Source organism: Tenacibaculum sp. TB-56, assembly GCF_059716275.2.
The window spans coordinates 1,190,000-1,214,526 of the sequence record NZ_CM201367.1; the positions used below are offsets into that span (position 1 = coordinate 1,190,000).

The window sequence follows — 24,527 nt, forward strand, 5'->3', positions numbered from 1 at the left end:
AATTATTCTTTTCCGTTTTATACTTCAAAATAAAATAAAACCATAGCTATGGCTATGCCTTGATTTTCTTTCTCTTCTAAACAAAAAATACCTGCTTTTTATTTAGCGTAATTTCAATTAAGAACTGGTATAAAATGAAAAACCGCCCCTTGCGGAGCGGTTCCTTTTAGTTGGCTACTACACCAACCAAAAATCAACTAACCAAACTTTATTTTTACTTCCTTTTCGGAACTGTTTCTCTTTCTATCTTAGTACGTTTTCTACCGCTATTCCTTACAGCTGGTTTAGTACTAGTGGTACTTTCACCTTTTTTGTATTGTATAAACCCTCTACCAGAAAAAACATAGGTTCTTTGAGAATTTACATGATACAGTTCTATCTCACCATCATTAATAACGGTTAAATCAAATTCTTCAGTATCTCCGTTATCATAATTAAGTGTTAAATATTTTAAGTTCTGTTCGCCTTGAACATTACGGACGATATAACTTCCCTTAAAATCCCAATTAATATTAGCAACATTTGTGCCAAAAGGATCGTGAGATGAATAGAATGTCACATCATTTTCTGGAGTGAACTGTAAGTAATTTTCATAATCAAATGGGTTGTTAATTCCTGCTACAGATTCTCCAGTTTTTTCCCAAGCTATATACTCTTGTAAAAAGTATTCAATATTATCATAGAACAACATGTCATAATCAAATTGATTTCTTTGGTATCCAACCAAATAGTAACTTACGTTTTGCGATAAGTCATCAATTCGAATTCTATTATCTGAAAGTTGTACTACCTCAAATTCAAAATATCCATCTATATTGTGTCGAGTTTCTAATACAGTTCCATAAGTTCCGTAGCTTCCAACTGCAATTCCTAAACCGTTTCCTGTATGACCGATATCAACAATATTGTTGTTTGCATACATGGTTCCGTTTAAAAAGGAAATGGTAAACGCTCTTGATAAAAATGGAACATCGCCTGTACCTGTTGTTTTGTGATAATCTACATACCATAAATCATAACTCGAAATATATTGACGTAATGAAAAACCATCATCTCCAAATCCATCATGTACAATTTCATTTCTTACAACACATGAAGTAAGTGTTACGCTACCAACAAGTAGTAATAAAAGTAATTTTATACGTTTCATAAGCTTTCGTTTTATGGTTATGCTTATGAGTTTTCAAATTACGTGCCAAAAATAAAAAACACCTCTTTTGGAGGTGCTTTTTTATAGTTACGTTTAACAGATTTACTGCATAAAAATCTTTTTTTGCTTTTCGATATTTTCCACTTTTACATAGTGAATTTTATCACCAATTGTATACGAAACCATCGCTTCATTTTCTTTCAATTCAAAAGGAAATTTTTCTGTAGGATTATTCGGTGTATTGCCAAATTCCTCTTTAGGATCTGCATGTAAAATTAGGTCTTTTCTATCTTCACCTGATGAGGTTTTGTAACGTGCAGCAATATATTGTTTATCGTTATGTTGCTCTATTACTGCATTAGTTATTCTGTTTTGAAAATATACTTTTTGAAAATCAACAGGCTCTTTAGCAGTAAAATTGATAATTAAGTTAGTAGAATTATAACTGCCTTTTACACCTCCTGTAACGTGAGCATAACTTGCTGATTCTATTTTAAAAGGATGATTGTTTTCCATTTTTACACTTGCGCATTGTGTTAGACTAAAAGCTAAAATTAAGATTCCGATTAGTTTCATCTGTTTAAATTTTTTATTGTTTTTAATTGGTCAGATGTAATTCGCCATTAAACAGTTCTATTAGTAAAAAGAATTGTGATGGCTCATTTCATAGAGTTGTTTTTTAATGTTTAAATTTAGGCATTCAAGTAGTGTGCCAAGTCACAAATATAATCAGATTTATATGAAGTTGAACTTCAGTTATTGGGAGCTAAAAGAGTGGTTTACAACTGTAGATTTTACTGTAGTTGGTAGTGGAATTGTAGGGTTAAATTGTGCGTTACAATTGCGAAAAATGCATCCGAAAGCAAAAATTATAATTCTAGAAAAAGGAATGTTACCGCAAGGAGCTAGTACCAAAAATGCTGGTTTTGCTTGCTTTGGAAGTTTATCTGAACTCATAGATGATTTAAACACACATACTGAAGAAGAAGTTGTTAGTTTGGTAAAAAAACGTTGGGAAGGATTGCAATTGTTACGAACAACTTTAGGTGATAAAAACATCGATTTTCAGCAAAATAAAGGATACGAATTATTTTTAACCACAGAACTGTACGAATCGTGTTTAGCACAGAAATCGAAGATAAATGAATTATTAAAGCCCTTATTTTCTTCGGAAGTTTTTACGGTTGATGACAATAAGTTTGGTTTTCAAAATATTCATCAACAGTATATAACTAATCAGTTTGAAGGACAGCTAGATACTGGAAAAATGGCCGCTAAATTGTTAGAAAAAGTAGTGTCTTCAGGAATTAAAATCGTAAACAATATTCAGGTTAAAAATTTTATTGAAAACAACGAACAAGTTGAGGTTGAAACCAACCAAATTACATTTAACACTAAAAAATTATTTGTTGCAACTAACGGATTTGCCAATCAACTGTTGAATGAAAACGTGCAACCCGCTAGAGCACAGGTGTTAATTACCAAACCGATTAAAAATTTACACATCAAAGGAACTTTTCATTTAGATAAAGGTTATTATTATTTTAGAAATATTGATGATAGAATTTTGTTTGGAGGTGGTAGAAATCTCGATTTTAAAGGTGAAGAAACTGCCGATTTTGGACAAACTGCACTTATTCAAAACAAATTAGAAGAAATTTTAAAAACAACTATTTTACCAAATACAGAAGTTGAAACAGACCACAGATGGAGTGGAATTATGGGAGTTGGAAATCAGAAAAAAGCGATTGTAAAGCAACTTTCTAACAATGTATTTTGTGGTGTTCGTTTAGGAGGAATGGGAGTTGCTATAGGTAGTTTGGTAGGGAAGGAGCTTGCGGAACTTTTAGATTAACACTATTTCATCTGAAATAAAAAGAATGAGTATAAAAGAAGAATTATATAAACAATGTGAGTCGTATGTAGATAAGCGTTTACAAACGGTGGAAGAAACAATAGCTTCTCATCAAAAAAGCTTGCAATCTGAAACAAAAAGTTCTGCTGGAGATAAACATGAAACAGGACGAGCAATGCTTCAGTTAGAAATGGAAAAAGCAAGTCAACAACTTAGTGGAATTGCTCAAATGAAAGAGGTCTTAGCAAAATTGAAAATAGATATTACTTCAGAAGTAGTTTGTTTGGGCAGTGTGGTGGAAACTTCTACTACAAATTATTTTATCAGTATAAGTGTAGGTTTACTAACGGTTGATAATAAAAAATACTTCGCTATCTCACCTTCTTCACCAATAGGAAAGCTAATTTTAGGAAAAAAAGTAGGAGAAAGCTTCGATTTTAATGGAGCGAAAAACACTATTAAAAAAATTTTCTAAAAAAAGTAGGGTAAATTAAAACCTAATTGTTTTATATGCAGGAAAGGTTGTTATAACCAAGAATAGAAAGAGAAACTACAATACACTTTTATCTTTTGGTGTTTAATACGGTAAGAGTGTATTTTTTTTAAGAAACAAATTTATTTTAAGATAGTTGAGTAATAATTATGAGATAGTTATTATTGGTTTAAGCAGCCTTTTTTAATTTAAAAAAGGCTGTTGTTTTTTCCTCAATATTTTCTTGATGATTTATAAAAATTGATTGGTCATCATAAGCAACTTCTATCAACCAATATCCTCCTTTAAAATAAGATTTTACTACAGTTCCTTTTAAATTTGAAGGCTCATCAACAATTTGTAGTTGATTTGGGTATAACAACATGGTTTTATTGTTAATTGAAATTTCATTTACATCATCAAATAACGAAGCCACATATTTTTCCTTCGGATATTGGTATAAGTTGGAAGGACTGCCATATGCAAGTACTTGATGATTTCGGATTACCATCATGTTATCGGCAAATGATAAAGCGTCATTTCCGTCATGGGTAGCTACAATACAAGCGATGTTTTTCTTTTTTAGGTAAGCGAATAATCGTCTACGTAACGAGTTTTTTTTGAAATTATCTATCTGACTAAAAGGTTCGTCTAACAATAATAACTCAGGTTCTTTGGCTAATGCTCTAGCAATAGCTACTCGTTGTTGCTGACCACCGCTTAAATTTTTTACTTTTTCGTTGGCAAGCTCTGTCATTTCAATAACTCCTAAAAGTTCTTGAGTTCTTTCTTCTGCTTCTTTAGGATAAAATCGTGATAAGAATTTTTTAATATTCTCACTTACCGAGGTAAACGGCATTAAATCAAAATCTTGTGCTACGAACTTGAAAAATTCCATTCCAGGAACCAAGTGATGTTCTGGACCTAAAATTTGAGTGTCGTTCCAAAATAAATCTCCTTTACCAACATCCAACAAACCATATACAATTTTTAAAAGAGTTGATTTTCCGCAACCACTTTCACCCATAACACACAAATGTTCTCCTTTCTCTAAGGTGAAATTAATGTTTTCTAAGGTTTTTTCTTTTGAAGGATAGGTAAATGAAATATTGTTTACTTGTAGCATAAATGCAAAAGTAACGGATTAGTAGGAAACAAAAAACCGACACTTTCGTATCGGTTTATATTTTTAAGCGCTTCTTTCAACAAAGCGAATAATACTTTTGGCGATGTCTTTTCCTGTGGCTTTTTCAATACCTTCTAAACCAGGAGAAGAGTTTACTTCTAAGATTAACGGACCTCTATCTGACTGTAACATATCTACACCTGCAACACCTAATCGCATTGCTTTAGCAGCTTTTAAAGCAGCGTTTTCTTCTTCATCAGTTAATTCTATGATTTCAGCGGTTCCACCTCTGTGTAAATTTGATCTAAATTCACCTTCTTTACCTTGACGTTTCATAGCACCTACAACCACACCATCAACCACAAAAGCACGAATATCAGCTCCTTTTGCTTCTTTAATATATTCTTGAACGATTACACGAGCTTGAAGACCGTTAAATGCTTCTAAAACCGATTCAGCAGCTTTTTTTGTTTCAGCTAATACAACTCCTAATCCTTGTGTTCCTTCTAGTAATTTGATGATTAAAGGAGCTCCGCCTACTTTTTTAATAATTTCAGAAGTGTCTTTAGAATAATTGGTAAAAACAGTTTTTGGCAACCCTAAATTTGCTCTAGACAATACTTGCAAACTGCTTAATTTATCTCTAGATCTCACTAAGGCTTGTGACTCTACAACCGAAAAAACTTTCATCATTTCAAATTGGCGTACTACAGCAGTACCATAAAATGTAACTGAGGCCCCGATACGAGGTATAATAGCATCTACATCAGTTATAAGCTCATGGTTGTATACAATAGCTGGTTTTCTTTTTTCAATAATTAAATCACATTTTGTATGATCTAATACCAGCATTTGATGACCTCTTTTTTCTCCTGCTTCTACTAAACGTTTTGTTGAATATAATTTTGAGTTTCTAGAAAGAACAACAATTTTCATGTGTTTGTTTTTACTGTTTTTTTAATAGTCATAATATAACCTTTCTTAATGAAAATAATCAAGCAAATATTTTATTTAATGATTATTTAAATTACGCAGGTTTCATTTTATTTTTCTTTTGACGTGATGTTTTTTTGTGAAACATCAACGATAAATTTTTTATTTAAAAATTTTCTACCAATTAAAACTGGATAGGTCATTTTACCTCTATCAGATAAAGATAGTTTTATTTTATATTTTTTATCGAAAAAAACAACAGATGTTGATACCACATATCTTTTTTGTTTTTTACCGTTTGAGCTCCGTATACTTTTAACTTGATACTTGTTGGTTTGTAGCAATTTATTATTGTATTTTTCTGTTTTCGGACACAATAATATAAATTCTAACACGCCATCTTTTTCTTTAATATGCTTACAATGTATCGCAGAAGTATAGGCACCCGTATCTATTTTAGCAGGCAAATCTTCAATTTCCCAGTTTAAAAAGGATATTTTTTCAACTCTTCCTATTAGTTTCATAAGATAAAAAGTTAAGGAGGGCGAATTACTTACTATTTTTTGAAATACGCAATACCCAATTATCTATTTATTAAAAATAAAAAAACCAGTGTTTACACACTGGTTTAAAGGTACTTATTTTTTTGTTGAATTTACCAAATTCTAACGCGATCTTCTGGTTTTAAGTACATGCTATCTCCTTCTTTAACATCAAATGCTTCATAGAAAGCATCAACATTTTTAAGAGGCATGTAGGCTCTGTATTTTCCAGGAGCATGTGGATCTGTCATGATTTGGTTTTTTAAAGCCTCATCACGTACTTTAGTTCTCCAAATTGTTGCCCAAGAAAGGAAGAAACGTTGCTCAGGAGTATACCCATCAATGTTTTCAGGACGACCATTTTTTTCTAAGAAAATTTGTAATCCTTCATAAGCAGCTTGTACACCACCTAAATCACCAATATTTTCACCTAACGTAAATTCACCGTTTAAGTTCATGCTATCAATAGCAACAATGTCACTAAATTGTTTGATTAATTTAGAACCAGCTTCTTTAAATTTTTCTGAATCTTCTTCTGTCCACCAGTTTTTTAAGTTTCCATCACCGTCGAAACGAGCACCAGAATCATCAAAACTGTGTGAAATTTCGTGACCAATAACTGCTCCAATTCCTCCGTAGTTTACAGCTTCATCAGCTTTGTAGTTATAGAAAGGAGGTTGTAAAATTGCTGCTGGGAAAACGATTTCATTGTTTACCGGGTTAAAGTAAGCATTTACTGTTTGAGGAGACATTCCCCACTCGGTTCTATCTACTTCTTTACCTAATTTAGCCATATCTTTTTCAAAGTTCCATTTACGAACGTTTACAGCGTTATCAAAGTATGTACCGCCATCTTCTAACCCTTTTACTTGTAAAGTAGTGTAATCTTTCCACTTATCAGGATAGGCAATTTTAACAGTTAATTTGCTTAATTTTTCTAAAGCTTTTTCTTTAGTTTCAGCACTCATCCAAGGTAATTGCGCGATACGTTTTTCAAAACCTAACATTACGTTATCAATCATTTCCTTAGCTTTTTGCTTTGCTTCTGGCGGGAATTTCTCGTCAACATATAATTTACCTAAAGCTTCACCTATTGCACCGTTTAAATTAGCTAAAGCACGCTCATTTCTTGGTTTTTGTTGTTTAGCTCCACGCATTTCTTTGCTATAAAACTCCCAATTAGCTTTTTCTAAATCGGTAGATAATAAACCTAATGAGTTGTTAATTGCATTCCAACGTAATACTAATTTAACATCTTCAATAGGAGCATTTTTTAATACTTCGTTCATAGCTTTGAAGTATTTAGGATCGGTAACGATAACTTTTTCGATATTTTCAACACCAATTCCTTTTAAATGTGCTTCCCAATCAATTACTGGAGCTAATTCAGTTAATTCAGCAATAGTCATAGGATTGTACATTTTACGAGTATCTCTACGCTCTTCTTTAGTCATCATTGGCTCAGCTAAACTTTTTTCAAAAGCAACAATAGTTGCTGCATTTTTCTTAGCTGTTGCTTCATCATCACCAAATTCTTGTAACATTTTTGCTACAAACACTTGATATTTTTCAAGTTTGTCTTTTACTTTTTCGTCTACATAGTAGTCTCTAGATAAACCAAGTCCACCAGCGCCCATATAACCAGCATTCATGCTACTGTTTTTAAGGTCGTTAAATACCCCAAAACCGTAAAAACCACCACCACCGTAAGGAGCCATGTTGGTAATATATGTTTGTACGTCGTTTAAGTCTTTAATTTCTTCAATTTTTTTAAGAAAAGGTTGTAAAGGTGCTTTACCAGCGTTGTTTCTAGCTACGGTATCCATGATAGTTTCGTAGTAGTTTACCGCTTTTTCTTGATCAGAATCTATTTCGTTTCCTTCAGCATCTTTTATTTTTTCGAAGTTTCCTTCTTCAATCGCTTTGTTTAAGATGGCTAAGACATCTTTGGTAGTGGTTTTTCTTAATTGATTGAATCCTCCCCAAGAAGTTTCATCAGCTGGAATTTCAGTTTTATCAACCCAAGAACCGTTTACATATCTAAAGAAATCGTCTGTTGGTTGTACCGAAGTATCCATGTTTTCTAAAACAATTGCCTGTACTTTTTCTTCAGGCTTTTTGTCTGTTTTACAAGCAACGACTCCTAAAGAAGCAACTGCAGTTGTAAACAACATTTTGTGAATGGTTTTCATTTTTTGTGATTTTTGATTGAATCTTATATTTAACAAACTACCTCGAGGTTTTGCCTCGAGGTAGTAAATTTACTCTAATAAGAGTGTGTTTTTATAAAAGTGTTACAGTTTTTAACTCTTTATTTCAGATTTTTGAGCATTTGGTAACGATTCAAATCCCATATTGAATAAAGTGAATCCGAAAATATCAGCATATTGCTCAATAGTTTTAGCTACAGGAGTTCCTGCACCGTGACCCGCATTTGTTTCAATTCTGATTAATACAGGGTTATTTCCTTGTTGCTTGTCTTGTAATTCAGCAGCAAATTTAAAACTATGTGCAGGTACTACACGATCGTCATGATCACCTGTAGTTACCATTGTTGCAGGATATTGAACACCTTCTTTTACGTTGTGTACTGGTGAATATCCTTTTAAGTAGTTAAACATTTCCTCACTTTGTTCAGAAGTTCCGTAGTCGTAAGCCCAACCAGCTCCAGCTGTAAAGGTGTGGTAACGTAACATATCTAATACTCCAACAGCAGGTAACGCTACTTTCATTAAATCAGGACGTTGTGTCATTGTAGCTCCTACTAATAATCCTCCGTTTGAACCACCTCTAATTGCTAAATAATCAGAAGAAGTATAGTTTTCTTTAATTAGGTATTCAGCAGCAGCAATAAAATCGTCAAATACGTTTTGCTTTTTTAACTGAGTACCTGCATCGTGCCATTTTTTACCATACTCTCCACCACCACGTAAGTTTGGTACAGCGTATACACCACCTTGTTCCATCCAAACAGCATTAGCAATACTAAAACTAGGAGTTAAAGAAACGTTGAATCCACCGTAACCATATAAAATAGTTGGGTTTTTACCGTTTAACTCTAATCCTTTTTTATAGGTAATAATCATAGGAACTTTTGTTCCGTCTTTTGAAGTGTAGAATACTTGCTTGCTTTCATAGTCCTCTGCGTTGAAAGAAATAGCAGGCTTCCAGTATAATTCATACGTTCCGTCTTCTGGATTGAATTTGTAAGAAGAACTTGGTGTGTTGTAGTTTGTGAAAGAGAAATATAACTCTTTAGCCTCAGTTTTTCCACCGAAACCACCAGCAGTTCCTACGCCTGGTAATTTAACCTCACGGATTAATTTTCCGTCAAAATCGTATTGTACTACTTTAGAAACAGCATCTACCATATATTTCGCAAAGAAATATCCACCTCCAGTTGAAGGAGATAATACATTTTCTGTTTCAGGAATAAAGTCTACCCAGTTTTCAGGTGTTGGGTTTGAAGCATCAACAGTAACAATCTTTTTGTTAGGAGCGTTTAAGTTAGTAACTAAATATAATTTACTTCCTCTACTGTCTATTACACCAGTATCGCTATCAAAATTATCAATGATAGGGGTTAACTTGCTATTTGGATCCGTTAAATCTTTGATGAATAACTTGTTTCCTGAAGTTGAAGTTGAAGCAGAAATTAATAAGTATTTATTATCTTCAGTTAAGTAACCACCTACATAACGGTGCTTTTGTTCTGGAGTAGCTCCAAAAATAACTTCATCAGAACTTTGAGGAGTTCCTAATTTGTGATAGTATAATTTATGTTGATCAGTTTTTGCTGACAACTCACTTCCTTTTGGTTTATCGTAGCTAGAATAGTAAAAACCTTCGTTTCCTTTCCAAGCAATTCCAGAGAACTTTACATCAACTAAAGTATCTCCTTTAATTTCTTTAGTTTCAGCATCCATTACAATTACCTTTCTCCAATCACTTCCTCCTTCAGAAATAGCGTAAGCTACTGTTTTTCCATCTTTAGTAAAGCTGATAGACCCTAATGATGTAGTTCCATCTTCAGCAAAAGTGTTAGGGTCTAAGAAAACCTCTTCTTTCCCGTCTTTATCTTTTCTATAGATAACGTATTGGTTTTGTAATCCGTTATTTTTATAGAAATAAGTATAATCTCCTTCTTTAAATGGCGTTCCTACTTTTTCGTAGTTCCATAATTCAGATAAACGTTCTTTTAATTGTTCGCGATAAGGAACTTTACTTAAATAATCGAAGGTAACTTCATTTTCAGCTTTTACCCAAGCTTCAGTTTCAGCACTTCTATCATCTTCTAACCAACGGTAGTTGTCAGTTACTTTGGTGCCAAAGTATTCATCTACCACAGGTTTTTTAGCTGTTTCAGGGTAATTCACACTAATATCGTTTTTAGATTGTTTTTCTTCTTTACAAGAAACTAAAATAGCTCCTGCACAAATAATGGGAAGAAGGATTCTTTTCATGATTTAAAAATTGGTTAATTGGATCAAATTTAGAAGAAAAACGATCATAACAATTCATTTTAAGACGAATTTAACAAAAATACCACTGAAAGCTATTGAAATAAAAACGACTACCTTTACATAATTATAATATGATAGATAAACATGACAGAGAATTTAAATAAAGAAACGTTCTTTAAGAAGGTTTTTAATTATGAAGAGAATAAAGAGTGGAAATTTGAAGGAGAAATTCCAGCAATTATTGATTTTTATGCCGATTGGTGCGGACCATGTAAAGCTTTGGCTCCTGTTTTAGAAGAGTTGAGTAATGAGTACGAAGGAAAAATCAATATTTATAAAATAGATACTGAAGCTGAACAAGAATTATCAGCTGCTTTTGGTATTAGAAGTATTCCGTCGATGTTATTTTGTCCAGTAGGAGAAGACCCACAAATGGCTCACGGAGCGTTACCGAAAAAACAGATAGAACAAATAATTTCAGATGTATTAAAGGTTGAAAAATAAGCCCTTTTTTACACTAAAATGAGAAGTTAAAAAGTGATGCAATTAGCATCACTTTTTTTATGTGCAAACACCAAACAAGAAACTCAGTGAGTATCACTGTTTAAGCGATTTTTTGGTTTTTAAGTGTTTGTTTTTAAGTTTTTTATGAAAGGAGTTGGTTTTGTTAAAATCAGCAAAAAAATCCATTTTGTTAAAAACTTCAAGGGATTTGTGAATAAGTAAAGCTTTCAATTTTTAGCAATTTTTTCAATCTTTGTTTCTCCCTCAAAGCGAGAAAAAAATAACACACTAAAAGAGCTAAAAAAAGCATGGCATCTATTGAACCAATTTTACAAGAAAATAAAGACAGATTTGTAATTTTTCCAATCCAACATAACGATTTATGGGAGTGGTATAAAAAGCAACAAGCTTGTTTTTGGACTGCAGAAGAAATTGATTTACATTCAGATTTAAACGACTGGAACACCAAGTTAACAGATGATGAGCGTTACTTTATTAAGCACGTTTTAGCATTTTTTGCAGCATCTGACGGAATTGTAAATGAAAATTTAGCAGAAAACTTTGTAAATGAAGTTCAGTATTCAGAAGCAAAGTTCTTTTATGGTTTTCAAATCATGATGGAAAATATTCATTCTGAAACCTATTCATTATTAATTGATACCTACATTAAAGATGAAGAGGAGAAAGACAGGTTGTTTAAGGCAATTGATGTTTTTCCTGCCATTAAAAAGAAAGCTGATTGGGCATTAAAATGGATTGAATCTGATTCGTTTGCTGAGCGTTTAATTGCTTTTGCTGCGGTAGAAGGAATCTTCTTCTCAGGATCATTCTGTTCAATTTTCTGGTTAAAGAAACGTGGGTTATTACCTGGGTTAACATTCTCAAACGAGTTAATTTCTCGTGATGAGGGTATGCATTGTGATTTTGCTGTACACTTACACAACAATCACTTAGTAAACAAGGTGCCAAAAGAAAGAATTAAAGAAATTATTATTTCTGCTTTAGATATTGAAAGAGAGTTTATTACCGAATCACTTCCAGTAAGTTTAATTGGTATGAACGCAACGTTAATGACTCAGTATTTAGAGTATGTTACCGATAGATTACTTTTAGAATTCGGATGTGAAAAAGAGTACGAGTCTACTAACCCATTTGATTTCATGGAAATGATTTCATTAGAAGGAAAAACTAATTTCTTCGAAAAAAGAGTATCAGAGTACCAAAAAGCCGGAGTAAAATCAGGAGGTACAGGAAGCATCAGCTTTGATGCAGATTTTTAGGAACCAATAAGCTGCTATTCCCCTACATGCAGTATTACTCAGCTAAAGCACAGTAAACGTGCTTTAGCTTATATATCGTTTCAACAAGAAACAAATTAAAATTAACATTTTACAAGTTGCCTAACGAAGCATGTTTTGGCGACGCTATTAACCAACTAAAAACCAATATCAATATGTATGTAGTAAAAAGAGACGGCAGAAAAGAGCCTGTGATGTTCGATAAAATCACAGCAAGGGTTAGAAAAATGTGTTACGGATTAAACAATATCGTTGATCCGGTTAAAGTAGCAATGCGTGTTATTGAGGGATTGTATGATGGGGTAACTACTTCTGAATTAGATAATTTAGCGGCTGAAGTAGCTGCAACAATGACAACCGCGCATCCAGATTATGCAAAACTAGCAGCAAGAATTGCCGTATCTAACTTACATAAAAATACTAAGAAGTCATTTTCTGAAACAATGACTGATTTGTATGAATATATCAATCCACGTACCGGAAATAAAGCACCATTATTAGCTGATGATGTATATAAAATCATCATGGATAATGCGGATAAATTAGATTCAACAATCATTTACAGTCGTGATTTTAACTACGATTATTTTGGTTTTAAAACATTAGAGCGTTCTTATTTATTAAAGTTAAACGGAAACATTGTTGAGCGTCCGCAACAAATGTTAATGCGTGTTGCTATTGGTATTCATAAAGAAGATATTGATGAGGCAATTGCTACATACGAATTGATGAGTAAAAAATATTTTACACATGCAACACCAACGTTATTTAACTCAGGTACGCCAAAACCACAAATGTCTTCTTGTTTCTTATTACAAATGCAAGATGATAGTATTGATGGAATCTACGATACGTTAAAACAAACAGCTAAGATTTCTCAATCTGCAGGAGGTATAGGTTTATCTATTCACAATATTCGTGCAACAGGATCATACATTGCAGGTACTAACGGAACATCAAATGGTATTGTACCAATGTTACGTGTTTTTAACGATACTGCTCGTTATGTAGATCAAGGAGGAGGAAAGCGTAAAGGTTCTTTTGCAATGTATTTAGAGCCTTGGCATGCTGATATTTATGACTTCTTAGACTTAAAGAAGAACCACGGTAAAGAAGAAATGCGTGCGCGTGATTTATTCTATGCTATGTGGATTTCTGATTTATTCATGAAACGTGTGCAGGAAGATGGTGAATGGACGTTAATGTGTCCACACGAATGTCCTCATTTATATGACACTTATGGTGAAGAGTTTGAGCGTTTATATACAGGATATGAGGCTGCTGGTAAAGGTAGAAAAACGATCAAAGCACGTGATTTATGGGAGAAAATCTTAGAATCACAAATTGAAACAGGTACTCCGTACATGTTATATAAAGATGCAGCAAACCGTAAATCAAATCAAAAGAATTTAGGAACCATCCGTTCTTCAAATTTATGTACTGAGATTATGGAATATACTGCAGAAGATGAAGTAGCAGTATGTAATTTAGCATCGATTGCAATTCCAATGTTTGTTGCTGAAGATGAAAATGGAAACAAATTCTTTGATCACCAAAAATTATTTGAAGTAACTAAAAAAGTTACACGTAATTTAGATACTGTAATCGATCGTAACTACTACCCAGTAAAAGAAGCTGAAAACTCGAATTTCCGTCACCGTCCGGTAGGATTAGGAATTCAAGGGTTAGCAGATGCTTTTATCATGTTACGTTTACCATTTACTTCAGAAGAAGCTAAGAAATTAAACCAAGAAATTTTTGAAACCTTATATTTTGCAGCAGTTACATCATCTATGGAAGTTGCAAAAGCAAAAGGAGCCTATTCAACATTTGAAGGATCACCAATGTCGCAAGGAGAATTCCAACACAATATGTGGGGAATTAACGATGATGAATTAAGTGGTCGTTGGGATTGGGCGAAGTTGCGTAAAGAAGTGAAAAAACACGGGGTTCGTAACTCGTTATTAGTAGCGCCAATGCCAACTGCATCTACTTCTCAAATTTTAGGAAACAACGAAGCATTCGAACCATATACTTCTAACATTTATACTCGTAGAGTATTATCAGGTGAGTTTATCGTAGTAAACAAGCATTTATTAGAAGATTTAGTAGAGTTAGATTTATGGGACAACAATATGAAAGAGGATATCATGCGTGCAAACGGATCTATCCAACATATTGATGAAATTCCTCAAGACTTAAAAGATTTATACAAAACAGTTTGGGAAATGAGTATGAAAGATATTATTGATATGGCACGCCATAGAGGATATTTTATCGATCAATCTCAATCGTTAAACTTATTTATGCAAGATCCAGACTTTGCTAAGTTAACGTCAATGCACTTCTATGCTTGGAAATCTGGATTAAAAACAGGAATGTACTATTTACGTACCAAATCTGCAGTAAACGCGAAGCAATTCACGTTAAATGTAGAAAAGAAAGAAGAAGACAAGCCAATGAGTACAGATGAATTCAAAGCGATGGTAGAAGCTTCTAAAAACGCTGAGGGACCAGACGATTGTTTAATGTGTGGATCTTAAGAATTTGTTTTAATTATTCATTAAAGATTGCTGAGCGCAGTCGAAGCAAAATTAAAAGTGAGAAAAGAGAAGTTGAAAGGCTTCTCTTTTTTGTATTTTCGAAAAAATTTATTTGATAATGAACTGGGAACAACTCCTTTCTTTAAAACGTTTTGGTGATACCCATAAACGTGAACGTGCAAAACAAGACGAAACTCGTTTAGGTTTTGAGGTAGATTTTGATAGAATTATCTTTTCATCGGCTTTTCGTAGCTTACAAGATAAAACACAGGTAATTCCGCTATCTAAAACTGATTTCGTTCATACACGTTTAACGCATAGTTTAGAGGTTTCTGTTGTAGGTAGAACTTTAGGTCGTAGAGTAGGAAAGGAGCTGTTAGAGCGTCATCCAAATTTAAAAGAGTTAGGATATACCTTTAACGATTTCGGAGCGATTGTCGCTGCAGCATCAGTAATGCACGATATAGGGAATCCGCCATTCGGTCATTCAGGAGAAAAAGCGATTGGGGAGTATTTTAAAACAGGTAAAGGACTTCAATATAAAGAGCAACTAACCGATTTAGAATATCAAGATTTGATTGATTTTGAAGGGAATGCCAACGGATTTAAAATCCTTACAGAAAGCAGAGAAGGTATTGAAGGAGGTTTACGTTTGTCGTATGCAACCTTAGGAGCGTTTTTAAAGTATCCAAAAGAGAGTCTTCCAAAGAAACCAACCCAACATATTGTCGATAAAAAATACGGCTTCTTTCAGTCGGAAAAAGCTGCTTTTTCTGAGATTGCTGAAGATTTAGGTTTGTTAAAAAAAGAATCTGAAGGAGTTTCTTACTACCGTCATCCATTAGCGTATTTGGTAGAAGCTGCGGATGATATTTGCTATACGATTATCGATTTTGAAGATGGAATAAATCTTGGCTTAATTGAAGAAGATTATGCTTTAGAATATATGATTAAGTTGGTAAAAGATACGATTGATAGTAAAAAGTACCATTCATTGCAACATCAAAAAGATCGTGTAAGTTATTTGCGTGCTTTAGCAATTGGCGTGTTAATAAATGAAGCTGTTACCATCTTTTTAGAGAATGAAGAGGCTATTTTAAACGGAACTTTTGATAAAGGTTTGTTAGACAAGTGTAAATACGAAGCACAGATTAACGATATCATCAAAATAAGTGTTGATAAAATTTACCGAAGTAAAGAAGTGGTTGAAAAAGAAGTAGCTGGCTATAAAATCATTGCTGATTTACTAAATGTTTTTGTAACAGCACTTAATAATAAGTTTGATAACAAACAGTCAAACTACGATAAGTTGGTATTGAACTTACTTCCAGAGGAATACCAACAAGAGAGAGAAAATTTATATGACAGAATTATGCAAGTGTGTAGTTATATTGCAGGCTTATCTGACGGATATGCCATTCGATTACACAGAAAATTAATGGGATATATTAGTTAGAAAATGTTAAATAGTTGGTTTTTTGATTAAAATTTAACGGGTTTAACATATTATTGCTAAAAATTAATAGGGTAAAGTAAAAGTTGCCTGTTATACTAGTCATTAACCACTTTATTATGAATAAAAAAATACTTTTTTTTAGCTTTTTAACTATAGCTATATGTAGTGTTGTTTTTAAAGTTTCAGTTAATAATGAAACAGAGATTGACAAACTAAGAAAACAGCATGCAAAAATCTTACAAGAACATCCTTTTCAAAAAACGGGAAACCTACCTAAGAAAAAAAGAAAAGCACAGGGGCTACCTCCTAATGCTTATTTTGAACAGAAATATTTGAGTGAAATTAACCCTAGTACAGGAAGAACACACAAAGAAAATGTTTACAGACTTCAAGAGGAATTAAACAAACGAAGAATTGGACGAAAAGTACCTGGTGATGCAGATAATGCTTGGGTAGAAAGAGGACCCGATAATGTTGGAGGAAGAACCAGAGCTCTTTTATTTGACCCTAATGATGCTACTAAAGAAACCGTTTTTGCAGGAGGAGTTAGTGGTGGTTTGTGGAAAAACTCAAATATTTCTAATTATAACCAAAAATGGGAACGTGTTGGAATTCCAGAGAACTTAGCAGTGTCATGTATAGCTGTGGACCCAAATGATTCAAAAATCTTTTATGTAGGAACCGGAGAATCTTATGTAAATGGAGATGTAAACGGAGACGGTTTATGGAAGTCTATAGATGGAGGAAACACGTGGAACAAAGTATTAGGAGGGGTGACAGGAGAAACCTTTCTAGATACAAATTCTAAATTAACAATTAATTCACCTGCCGAAATAGGAGGAGATTATGTCTCAGTATTAACAACTGCTTTTGGAGGTGATATTACAACACCTATTACAAAAGATTTAGTTTTAGTTATAGACGGTACAGTTCCAACAGAAGATGGTTGCGATGCTATTACAAATGCAGCAGAATTAAATGGAAAAATAGCAGTTATTAGAAGAGGAGCTTGTAATTTCTCAGCAAAAGCAAAAAATGCTCAAGATGCGGGAGCAGTAGCTGTAATTATAGTAAATAATGTAAGTACAGCACCTTTTAACATGGCTGCAGGAGATGGGTCGGAAGCAGTAACTATTCCTGCAGTAATGATAAACCAAGAAATAGGTGATGCTATAATAACGAAGTTATCTAAAGGTTCTGTAAATGGAACGTTAACAAAATTAAAAGAGGATGCGACAAACTCGACTATAGTTCCAGGAATACAGCACATAAACGATATCGTAGTAAGAAATAATGCTGGAGTTTCAGAAGTTTACGTTGCGGTAGGAGAAGCAGGATATACGGGAGAAGTTTCATTAGGAGGAGACAGTTTTGGAGTATACAAGTCTGTCGATGGTATAAATTTTACTAAAATAAACCTTCCTAAAACCTCTGGAGGTAATCAGTATGAGCCAAATAATTTAGAAGTTGCAACTGATAACTCTATTTATCTTAGTACTACAAGAAGTTTCACTTTTAGTGATGGTGGAGGCGCTATCTTTAAATCCACTGATGGAGATAATTTTAACCTTATATATTCAATAAATAATGGGGTTCGAACCGAGATTGCTGTATCTCCAACTAATGCAGGAACAGTATATGTTTTAGCAGAAATTTATGATTCGGAAACACCTGTTAAAATATTAAAAACAACAAATGGTTTTGCTACTGTAAATGAAACAGCATTACCAAATGATGCAGATACAAATATTGATGCAAATGATTTTACGAGAGGTCAAGCTTTTTATGATTTATTGATAAAAGTTGACCCAAATAATGAAAATACAATTTACGTAGGTGGAATAGACTTATTTAAATCAACAAATGGAGGAACAACATGGACTCAATTATCTCATTGGTACGGAGGGTTTGGAAAACAATATGTACATGCCGATCAACATGGGTTAGCATTTGCTTCTTCTGATAGAATGGTTTTTGGTAATGATGGAGGAGTTTACTTTTCTAATAACTCAGGAATTACGATAAGTGCGAGGAATAATAACTATAATACACTACAGTTTTACACAGTTGGTGTAGCACCAACAACGGCTTTTGATGGAAAGGAGTACTTTTTAGCAGGAGCTCAGGACAATGGAACCCAATTAATCGAAGAAGCATCAGAAGGAATTAATAGTTCAGAAGATGTTTCAGGAGGTGATGGAGCGGCTAGCTTTTTTGATACAGATGGAACTGATAAATATTATATAGTTAATTATGTATATAACCAAGCAATTGCATTAAAAAACTTAGCAAATAATCAGGAAATAATTATTAACGAAGAAGAAAGTTCGAATGGAGATTTTATTAATCAAGAAGAATTAGATTCAAATCTAAATATCTTATACTCAAACTATTCTTCAGTAGGTAATTATGTTGTTAGGAGATACTCTAATATATTATCTAACTCTGTAGCAAAACAAAACTTATCTAATTCGTTAATGAATAGTGAGCCATCTGCATTAAAAGTTTCCCCCCATACAACAACTTCAAGCAAGTTATATCTTGGACTAAAAAATGGAAAACTATTAAAGGTTGAAGAAGCAAATTCAGGTTCAGGAACTTGGTCAGAAATTACAGGTCCAGAGTTTATCGGATCAGTTTCTGATATTGAATTCGGTGTTAATGAAAACCAAATATTTGTTACGATGCACAATTACGGAGTACAAAATATCTGGTATACAAATGATGGAGGGGCTAACTGGGTAAGTAAAGAAGGAAATTTACCAGATATTCCAGTAAAAGCTATTTTGCAAAATCCACTAAGCACTAATGAGGTTATTATAGGTACCGATTTAGGTGTGTGGAAAACACAAAACTTTGATGATGCTTCACCAAATTGGTCTCAATCGTATAACGGTATGAGTAATGTACCTGTTTTAGATCTAGATTTGAGAGATGATCATACTGTTTTTGCAGCTACTTATGGTAGAGGTATTTTCTCTGGAAAATTTACAATTGACCCTAATGGAGATGCTGATGGAGACGGTGTGTTAAACGGAGTTGATAACTGCCCTAATACAGCAAATGCAGACCAAGCAGATGTTGATAATAATGGAATAGGTGACGTATGTCAAGATACAGATGAAGATGGTGTTTTAGATGTTGATGATAACTGTCCTAACACAGCAAATCCAAATCAAACAGATATTGATAATAATGGAATAGGAGATGCGTGTCAAGATACCGATGACGATGGTGTAATGGATGATGTGGATAACTGTTTAACTACAAAAAATCCAGATCAAGCAGATACTAACGGTAATGGTATAGGTGATGTGTGTGATACGAGTTATAAGAATGCAGATAACATTTCTGTTAAAACAATTTCAGAAACTTGTGTTGATCAAAACGATGGAAAAATAGTAGTAGAGGCAAAACAAACCTATGTAAGTTATACAGTAACTGTTAAAGGAACTTCAACAGATGTAACCGAGCAATTAACAACAACATCAGCTACCTTTTCAGATTTAGCACCAGGAAACTATGAAGTATGTGCAAAGGTTAATGACAGAGATGATTACACTCAATGTTTTGAGGTAAATATTAAAGCATCTAACCCTGTATCGTTAAAATTAGCTAAAAATGAAGCATCTCGAAATTACACGGTCAATGTAACCTCAGGAACGGCACCATATACAGTATATTTAAACGGAAACATACTAGATACATTTACGACATCAACATTTGATGTAAACACTAGTGAAGGAGGAGTTTTAGAGGTTAAAACAGCAAAAGCATGTGAAGGAAAGTTTAATGTAGTTATCAATAATATTTTCTTGAAAAAGAACCCAGTTACAGAAACAATAGATTTGATGTTACCTGATAATGCACCTTCTAGTATAGAGGCTAAAGTATATAATATAAAAGGAAAATTGATTCTTGAAGGAAGATTTGAAAAGCAAGGAAACGAACTGTCAATCCCTTTTAACGGATTAAATTCAGGAACCTATATCCTTAAAGTAGGAAACGAAAACACCAACACATTTAAAGTTTTAAAACGATGAGAAAAGCAATAAAAACAATCGCCCTATTTTCACTTCCTTTATTTGTGGCTTGTGGAGGCGGAAGCAAAGAACCTGTAAATGAAGCACCAACAAGTGTAAACTTGGTATATCCTACAGAAAATTTATTATGTATAGATAATAGTATTCCATTTGATTGGAGCGATGCTACAGACCCTAATAATGATAATATTAGTTACAAAGTAGAAATCTCAAAAAACAGAGAATTAACCAATATTGCTAAATCACAAACAGTAAGTAATTCTCAAGCTACAATTACTTTAGAAAAAGGGGTAGCGTATTACTGGAGAGTTACTGCAGTAGATAATAAAGGAAAGCAAGGTGAGCCGTCATCAGTATTTGCTTTTTATACAAAAGCAGATGGAGAGAGCAATATAGCACCCTTTACGGCAGAATTAGTGAAACCAGCAGACGAGGACGCAGTGGATGAACTAACGGTTACTTTAGAGTGGAAAGGAGCCGATTCTAATACAGGAGATACCTTAACCTATGATGTTTATTTTGGTGAAGATGCAACTCCAACAACGTTAAAAGAAGAAGGTATAAGCACCACTAGTGTAGAGGAAACTGTCGAGTCAGGAAAAACTTACTATTGGAAAGTAAATACAATTGATAATGCAGGAGCAAAATCGATTGGGCAAATATGGAGTTTTACAGTAAAATAAAACAAGAGTTTAGAATAAAAAACGACGCTGAATAGCGTCGTTTTTTATTGAACTTATTTATTTAAATACTTTTCTGCAACTTTTTCAAGTTCATCGTACCAATTCTGACCAAACTTTCTAATTAAAGCTTGTTTTACAAATTTGTATACAGGTACTTGCAGTTCTTTTCCTAAAGAGCAAGCATCATCACAAATTTCCCATTTATGGTAATTAACTGCAGCAAACTCACTATAATCTTTTACACGAACAGGATATAAATGACAAGAAACAGGTTTTTTCCAATCTACAATTCCTTGGTTATAGGCTTCTTCAATAGCACACAAGGCAGTTCCTTTATCATCAAAAATAACATAAGCACAATCGGCATCATTGATTAAAGGAGTTTCTAATTCTCCAAAATCGCTAGTTATCCAAGTTCCTTGTTTTTCAATAGCTTCAATACCTTCTTTGCGTAAAAAAGGTTTAATTTTAGGATAAATTTCTTCCAATATTTTGGTTTCTTCTTTTTCTAACGGAGCACCTGCATCACCATCAATACAACAAGCACCTTTACAAGCAGATAAGTTACAGACAAACTCTTTTTCTATAAGATCTTCTGAAACGATGGTTTTTCCTAATTGAAACATAAAATGTATTTAAAGTTGGAAGTTTATATGACTTCACGTAAATTTAAATGCAAAAATACTAGATTGTAAGATTACTTATATAATTTTGCACACGAAAAACATCAACTATGAACTTTAACTTTAAAGAAATTTTTACAGCCTTTATGGTATTATTCGCGGTAATTGATATTGTTGGAAATATTCCTATTATTATCGATTTACGTAAAAAAGTAGGGCATATTCAATCAGAAAAAGCTTCAGTTATTGCAGGTTTTATTATGATTCTATTTTTATTTTTAGGACAAAGACTATTAAATTTAATTGGTATAGACGTCCATTCTTTTGCAGTAGCAGGAGCTTTTATCCTATTTTTCTTAGCATTAGAAATGATTTTAGGAATTACCTTATATAGAAGTGATGATGAAGAAGAGGCTTTAAGCGCAACAGTTTTTCCGTTAGCATTCCCATTAATTGCAGGTTCAGGGAGTTTAACAACCTTACTTTCTTTACGTGCAGAGTTTAGTTTAGAAAACATCATAGTAGCAGTATTGTTAAATGTAATTGTAATTTACATCGTGTTAAAAACATCTTCTAAAATTGAACGTGTAATAGGTCCAAACGGAATTAACATTATTAGAAAAATATTTGGAGTTGTGCTACTAGCAATTGCAGTTAAATTATTTGCAGCCAATATTAAAATATTATTAGCATAAAATGAATTTTGACGTATTAGTTGTTGGAGGAGGCGTCTCTGGAATGCAATGCGCCTTAGTTTTAGGTTCTGCATTAAGTAAAGAATATGCAAAAGGTAAGAAAGTTGGAATTATAATGCATCAAAGAGCTTCTCATTTGCAAGAGGCTTTATTTTATAACGTACTAGGTTTGGTTCCTGGAACTCTAGGGAAAGATATTTTAGAGGAAGGAAAAAAACAGCTAGAAGAAATTTACCCTGAAGTTGTTCAGATAGAAAATGAAAAAGGAGCAGCGGTTTTAGACGAAGGAGAAGGATACAAAATAATCACGAACAAAGGTGAATATACCAGTAAAATGGTTGTGATAGCACTAAATTATGCAAAACCATTTGAAATTGCTGGTTTAGAGCAATATGTAGAAAAGCACATGCGAGCAAATGCAATGAAAGATAGAATACAATTACGTAACTTTAATCACTTGATTAAAGACGGATTGTATGTATGCGGAACCTTAGCGGGTTGGCGAAGTCAATTTGCCATTGCTGCTGGAAGTGGTGCTAGCGTTGCAACAGATATTTTAACGGTCTGGAATGAAAATGTACCAACTAAAGTACACGATAAGAATAAAAAAGAATAATTATTAAAAGTAGTAGATTATGAAGAAAGTAATTGGACTCATAGCAATGTTAGCATTGTTTGTGAATTGTGGAGGTAGCGATAGCGAAGTTATACCCCCAAAAGAAGAAAAGGTTGTCGCTGTAAATGACTCTTATGAAGTAACCGAAGATACAGCTTCTGAATTAAACTTCTTATCAAATGATACGTATACGCAAGGAAGTATAGAAGTGTCGTTCCCAACAACCTCTAATGAAAATGGTATTATAGTTCAAACCAACAATAAAATAACTTATACGCCAGCTAAAAGCTTTGTAGGTGCAGATTCTTTTACTTATACTATTTGTAGTACAAAAGAAGAGGATAAGTGCTCAACAGCAACAGTAAGTATAACTGTTGTAGATCAAGGGAGTCCTGATGCAAAAAATGACGCTTATACTACACAAAAGAATATAGAAATTACTATTAGTGATTTCTTAGAAAATGATAATTTAATTGACGATGCAGAATTTGAATCTATTGATAATTCTAGCACAAATGGATCGGTTACCTTAAATAGCAATGGAACAATAAAATATGTGCCACAAGCTGATTTTGTAGGTAATGACACATTTACATATACAATTTGTGATGATGATACTACAAAAAGTTGTTCTACAGCCACTATAACTATTAAGGTAGAAGAGCCTTCTAATAATGCAGGGAGTTTTAATATACCTTCTGAATTAGCTGAATATTATAAAAATACCGATTTTAATTTGACGGGTAATGACCTAAAAGAAGAATTAGCTACAACGATAATAGGTACACATACTACCAACTTATCATATACTCCTGGTGTATGGGATGTATTAAAACAATCTGATTTAGATCCTACAGATAATAGCAAAGTAGTCTTAATTTACGGGTATGATGATAATGACGGAAATTATGTAACAGATAGAACTCGTAGTAAAGATGCAAATGGAGGCGCACAAGGAACTGATTGGAATAGAGAACATGTATACCCTAAGTCTTTAGGAAACCCGAATTTAGGAACATCTGGACCTGGTGCAGATGCACATCATTTAAGACCTTCAGATGTTAAATTTAATAATGATAGATCGAGTAAAAAATTTGCTGCTGGCTCAGGTAATGCTGGTGATGTTTCTGGAAACTGGTATCCAGGTGATGAATGGAAAGGTGATGTAGCGCGTATGATGATGTATATGTATTTACGATATGGGAGTCAATGTTTACCAAAAAATGTAGCTGTAGGTTCTACAGTAGCTTCTGACAGTAATATGGTTGCTTTGTTGTTAGAATGGAATGCTGACGACCCTGTGTCTGATTTAGAAATACAACGTAATAATGTTGTAGCTAATAATCAAGGAAATAGAAATCCATTTATTGATAATCCGTATTTAGCTACTCTAATATGGGATGGTAGTGAAGCGGATAACACCTGGAAGTAACGATTTATTTTTAATATAATTGAAAAGCCTGAGCAGATGCTCAGGCTTTTTTTTGATTTTGTAATAGATAGTCCACACAGATTATAATATTGT

Annotated in this window: 19 protein-coding genes; 11 read left to right on the forward strand and 8 right to left on the reverse strand. The window is 33.2% G+C overall.

The window, feature by feature from the left end:
• Window positions 1-214: 214 nt before the first annotated feature.
• Window positions 215-1,150, reverse strand: coding sequence for a hypothetical protein (locus AC3VI6_RS05755; RefSeq protein ID WP_497705478.1), 936 nt, complete (start codon window positions 1,148-1,150; stop codon window positions 215-217).
• A 102-nt stretch (window positions 1,151-1,252) separates the two neighbouring features.
• Complete coding sequence (locus AC3VI6_RS05760; protein WP_497705479.1) at window positions 1,253-1,726, reverse strand: hypothetical protein; 474 nt, start codon at window positions 1,724-1,726, stop codon at window positions 1,253-1,255.
• Window positions 1,727-1,895: 169 nt separating this feature from the next.
• Here AC3VI6_RS05760 and AC3VI6_RS05765 point away from each other — a divergent pair, with 169 nt between their 5' ends.
• Window positions 1,896-3,005, forward strand: coding sequence for an NAD(P)/FAD-dependent oxidoreductase (locus AC3VI6_RS05765; RefSeq protein ID WP_497706574.1), 1,110 nt, complete (start codon window positions 1,896-1,898; stop codon window positions 3,003-3,005).
• A gap of 25 nt (window positions 3,006-3,030) precedes the next feature.
• A complete protein-coding gene (locus AC3VI6_RS05770; protein WP_497705480.1) occupies window positions 3,031-3,480 on the forward strand; it encodes a GreA/GreB family elongation factor in 450 nt (149 codons plus the stop codon).
• Window positions 3,481-3,667: 187 nt separating this feature from the next.
• On the opposite strand, the gene AC3VI6_RS05775 is transcribed toward AC3VI6_RS05770, so the two are convergent.
• The 5 genes from AC3VI6_RS05775 to AC3VI6_RS05795 all read right to left on the reverse strand — a co-directional run bounded on the left by AC3VI6_RS05775 (window position 3,668) and on the right by AC3VI6_RS05795 (window position 10,541).
• On the reverse strand, window positions 3,668-4,603 hold the full coding sequence (locus AC3VI6_RS05775) for an ABC transporter ATP-binding protein (RefSeq protein ID WP_497705481.1): 936 nt from the start codon (window positions 4,601-4,603) through the stop codon (window positions 3,668-3,670).
• A 63-nt stretch (window positions 4,604-4,666) separates the two neighbouring features.
• Entirely contained in the window at window positions 4,667-5,539 is an 873-nt protein-coding gene (rimK, locus tag AC3VI6_RS05780; RefSeq protein WP_274634117.1) for a 30S ribosomal protein S6--L-glutamate ligase, read from the reverse strand.
• Window positions 5,540-5,646: 107 nt separating this feature from the next.
• Window positions 5,647-6,060, reverse strand: a complete 414-nt coding sequence (locus tag AC3VI6_RS05785) for an ATP-dependent zinc protease family protein (RefSeq protein WP_274634118.1) — start codon at window positions 6,058-6,060, stop codon at window positions 5,647-5,649.
• Between the two features lie 131 nt (window positions 6,061-6,191).
• Window positions 6,192-8,270, reverse strand: coding sequence for a M13 family metallopeptidase (locus tag AC3VI6_RS05790; RefSeq protein ID WP_497705482.1), 2,079 nt, complete (start codon window positions 8,268-8,270; stop codon window positions 6,192-6,194).
• A 111-nt stretch (window positions 8,271-8,381) separates the two neighbouring features.
• Window positions 8,382-10,541: a prolyl oligopeptidase family serine peptidase gene (locus AC3VI6_RS05795; protein WP_497705483.1), complete on the reverse strand. Its 2,160-nt coding sequence runs from the start codon at window positions 10,539-10,541 to the stop codon at window positions 8,382-8,384.
• 144 nt (window positions 10,542-10,685) lie between these two features.
• On the opposite strand from AC3VI6_RS05795, the gene trxA reads away from it, so the two are divergent.
• The 6 genes from trxA to AC3VI6_RS05825 all read left to right on the forward strand — a co-directional run bounded on the left by trxA (window position 10,686) and on the right by AC3VI6_RS05825 (window position 21,068).
• Window positions 10,686-11,045 carry a thioredoxin gene (trxA, locus tag AC3VI6_RS05800; protein ID WP_497705484.1) on the forward strand — a complete coding sequence of 120 codons (360 nt, stop codon included), beginning with the start codon at window positions 10,686-10,688 and terminating at the stop codon, window positions 11,043-11,045.
• 308 nt (window positions 11,046-11,353) lie between these two features.
• Complete coding sequence (locus AC3VI6_RS05805; RefSeq protein WP_274634122.1) at window positions 11,354-12,325, forward strand: ribonucleotide-diphosphate reductase subunit beta; 972 nt, start codon at window positions 11,354-11,356, stop codon at window positions 12,323-12,325.
• 173 nt (window positions 12,326-12,498) lie between these two features.
• Window positions 12,499-14,886 carry a ribonucleoside-diphosphate reductase subunit alpha gene (locus AC3VI6_RS05810; RefSeq protein WP_497706575.1) on the forward strand — a complete coding sequence of 796 codons (2,388 nt, stop codon included), beginning with the start codon at window positions 12,499-12,501 and terminating at the stop codon, window positions 14,884-14,886.
• Between the two features lie 118 nt (window positions 14,887-15,004).
• The gene (locus AC3VI6_RS05815) at window positions 15,005-16,342 is read left to right on the forward strand and encodes a deoxyguanosinetriphosphate triphosphohydrolase (protein ID WP_497705485.1); all 1,338 of its coding nucleotides are present in this window, start codon (window positions 15,005-15,007) and stop codon (window positions 16,340-16,342) included.
• 116 nt (window positions 16,343-16,458) lie between these two features.
• Complete coding sequence (locus AC3VI6_RS05820; RefSeq protein WP_497705486.1) at window positions 16,459-20,385, forward strand: thrombospondin type 3 repeat-containing protein; 3,927 nt, start codon at window positions 16,459-16,461, stop codon at window positions 20,383-20,385.
• Window positions 20,382-21,068: a glycoside hydrolase family 78 protein gene (locus tag AC3VI6_RS05825; RefSeq protein ID WP_497705487.1), complete on the forward strand. Its 687-nt coding sequence runs from the start codon at window positions 20,382-20,384 to the stop codon at window positions 21,066-21,068. The genes AC3VI6_RS05820 and AC3VI6_RS05825 overlap by 4 nt, the downstream gene beginning before the upstream one ends.
• 53 nt (window positions 21,069-21,121) lie before the next feature.
• Here the strand turns inward: AC3VI6_RS05825 and AC3VI6_RS05830 are convergent, their stop codons facing one another.
• Window positions 21,122-21,694 carry a DUF3109 family protein gene (locus AC3VI6_RS05830; RefSeq protein WP_274634559.1) on the reverse strand — a complete coding sequence of 191 codons (573 nt, stop codon included), beginning with the start codon at window positions 21,692-21,694 and terminating at the stop codon, window positions 21,122-21,124.
• Between the two features lie 107 nt (window positions 21,695-21,801).
• On the opposite strand from AC3VI6_RS05830, the gene AC3VI6_RS05835 reads away from it, so the two are divergent.
• The 3 genes from AC3VI6_RS05835 to AC3VI6_RS05845 are packed head-to-tail and all read left to right on the forward strand — an operon-like array spanning window position 21,802 to window position 24,434.
• Window positions 21,802-22,386, forward strand: a complete 585-nt coding sequence (locus tag AC3VI6_RS05835) for a MarC family protein (protein ID WP_497705488.1) — start codon at window positions 21,802-21,804, stop codon at window positions 22,384-22,386.
• Window position 22,387: 1 nt separating this feature from the next.
• On the forward strand, window positions 22,388-23,002 hold the full coding sequence (locus AC3VI6_RS05840; RefSeq protein ID WP_497705489.1) for an FAD-dependent oxidoreductase: 615 nt from the start codon (window positions 22,388-22,390) through the stop codon (window positions 23,000-23,002).
• Window positions 23,003-23,021: 19 nt separating this feature from the next.
• Window positions 23,022-24,434: an endonuclease gene (locus AC3VI6_RS05845; RefSeq protein ID WP_497705490.1), complete on the forward strand. Its 1,413-nt coding sequence runs from the start codon at window positions 23,022-23,024 to the stop codon at window positions 24,432-24,434.
• Window positions 24,435-24,527 lie beyond the last annotated feature (93 nt).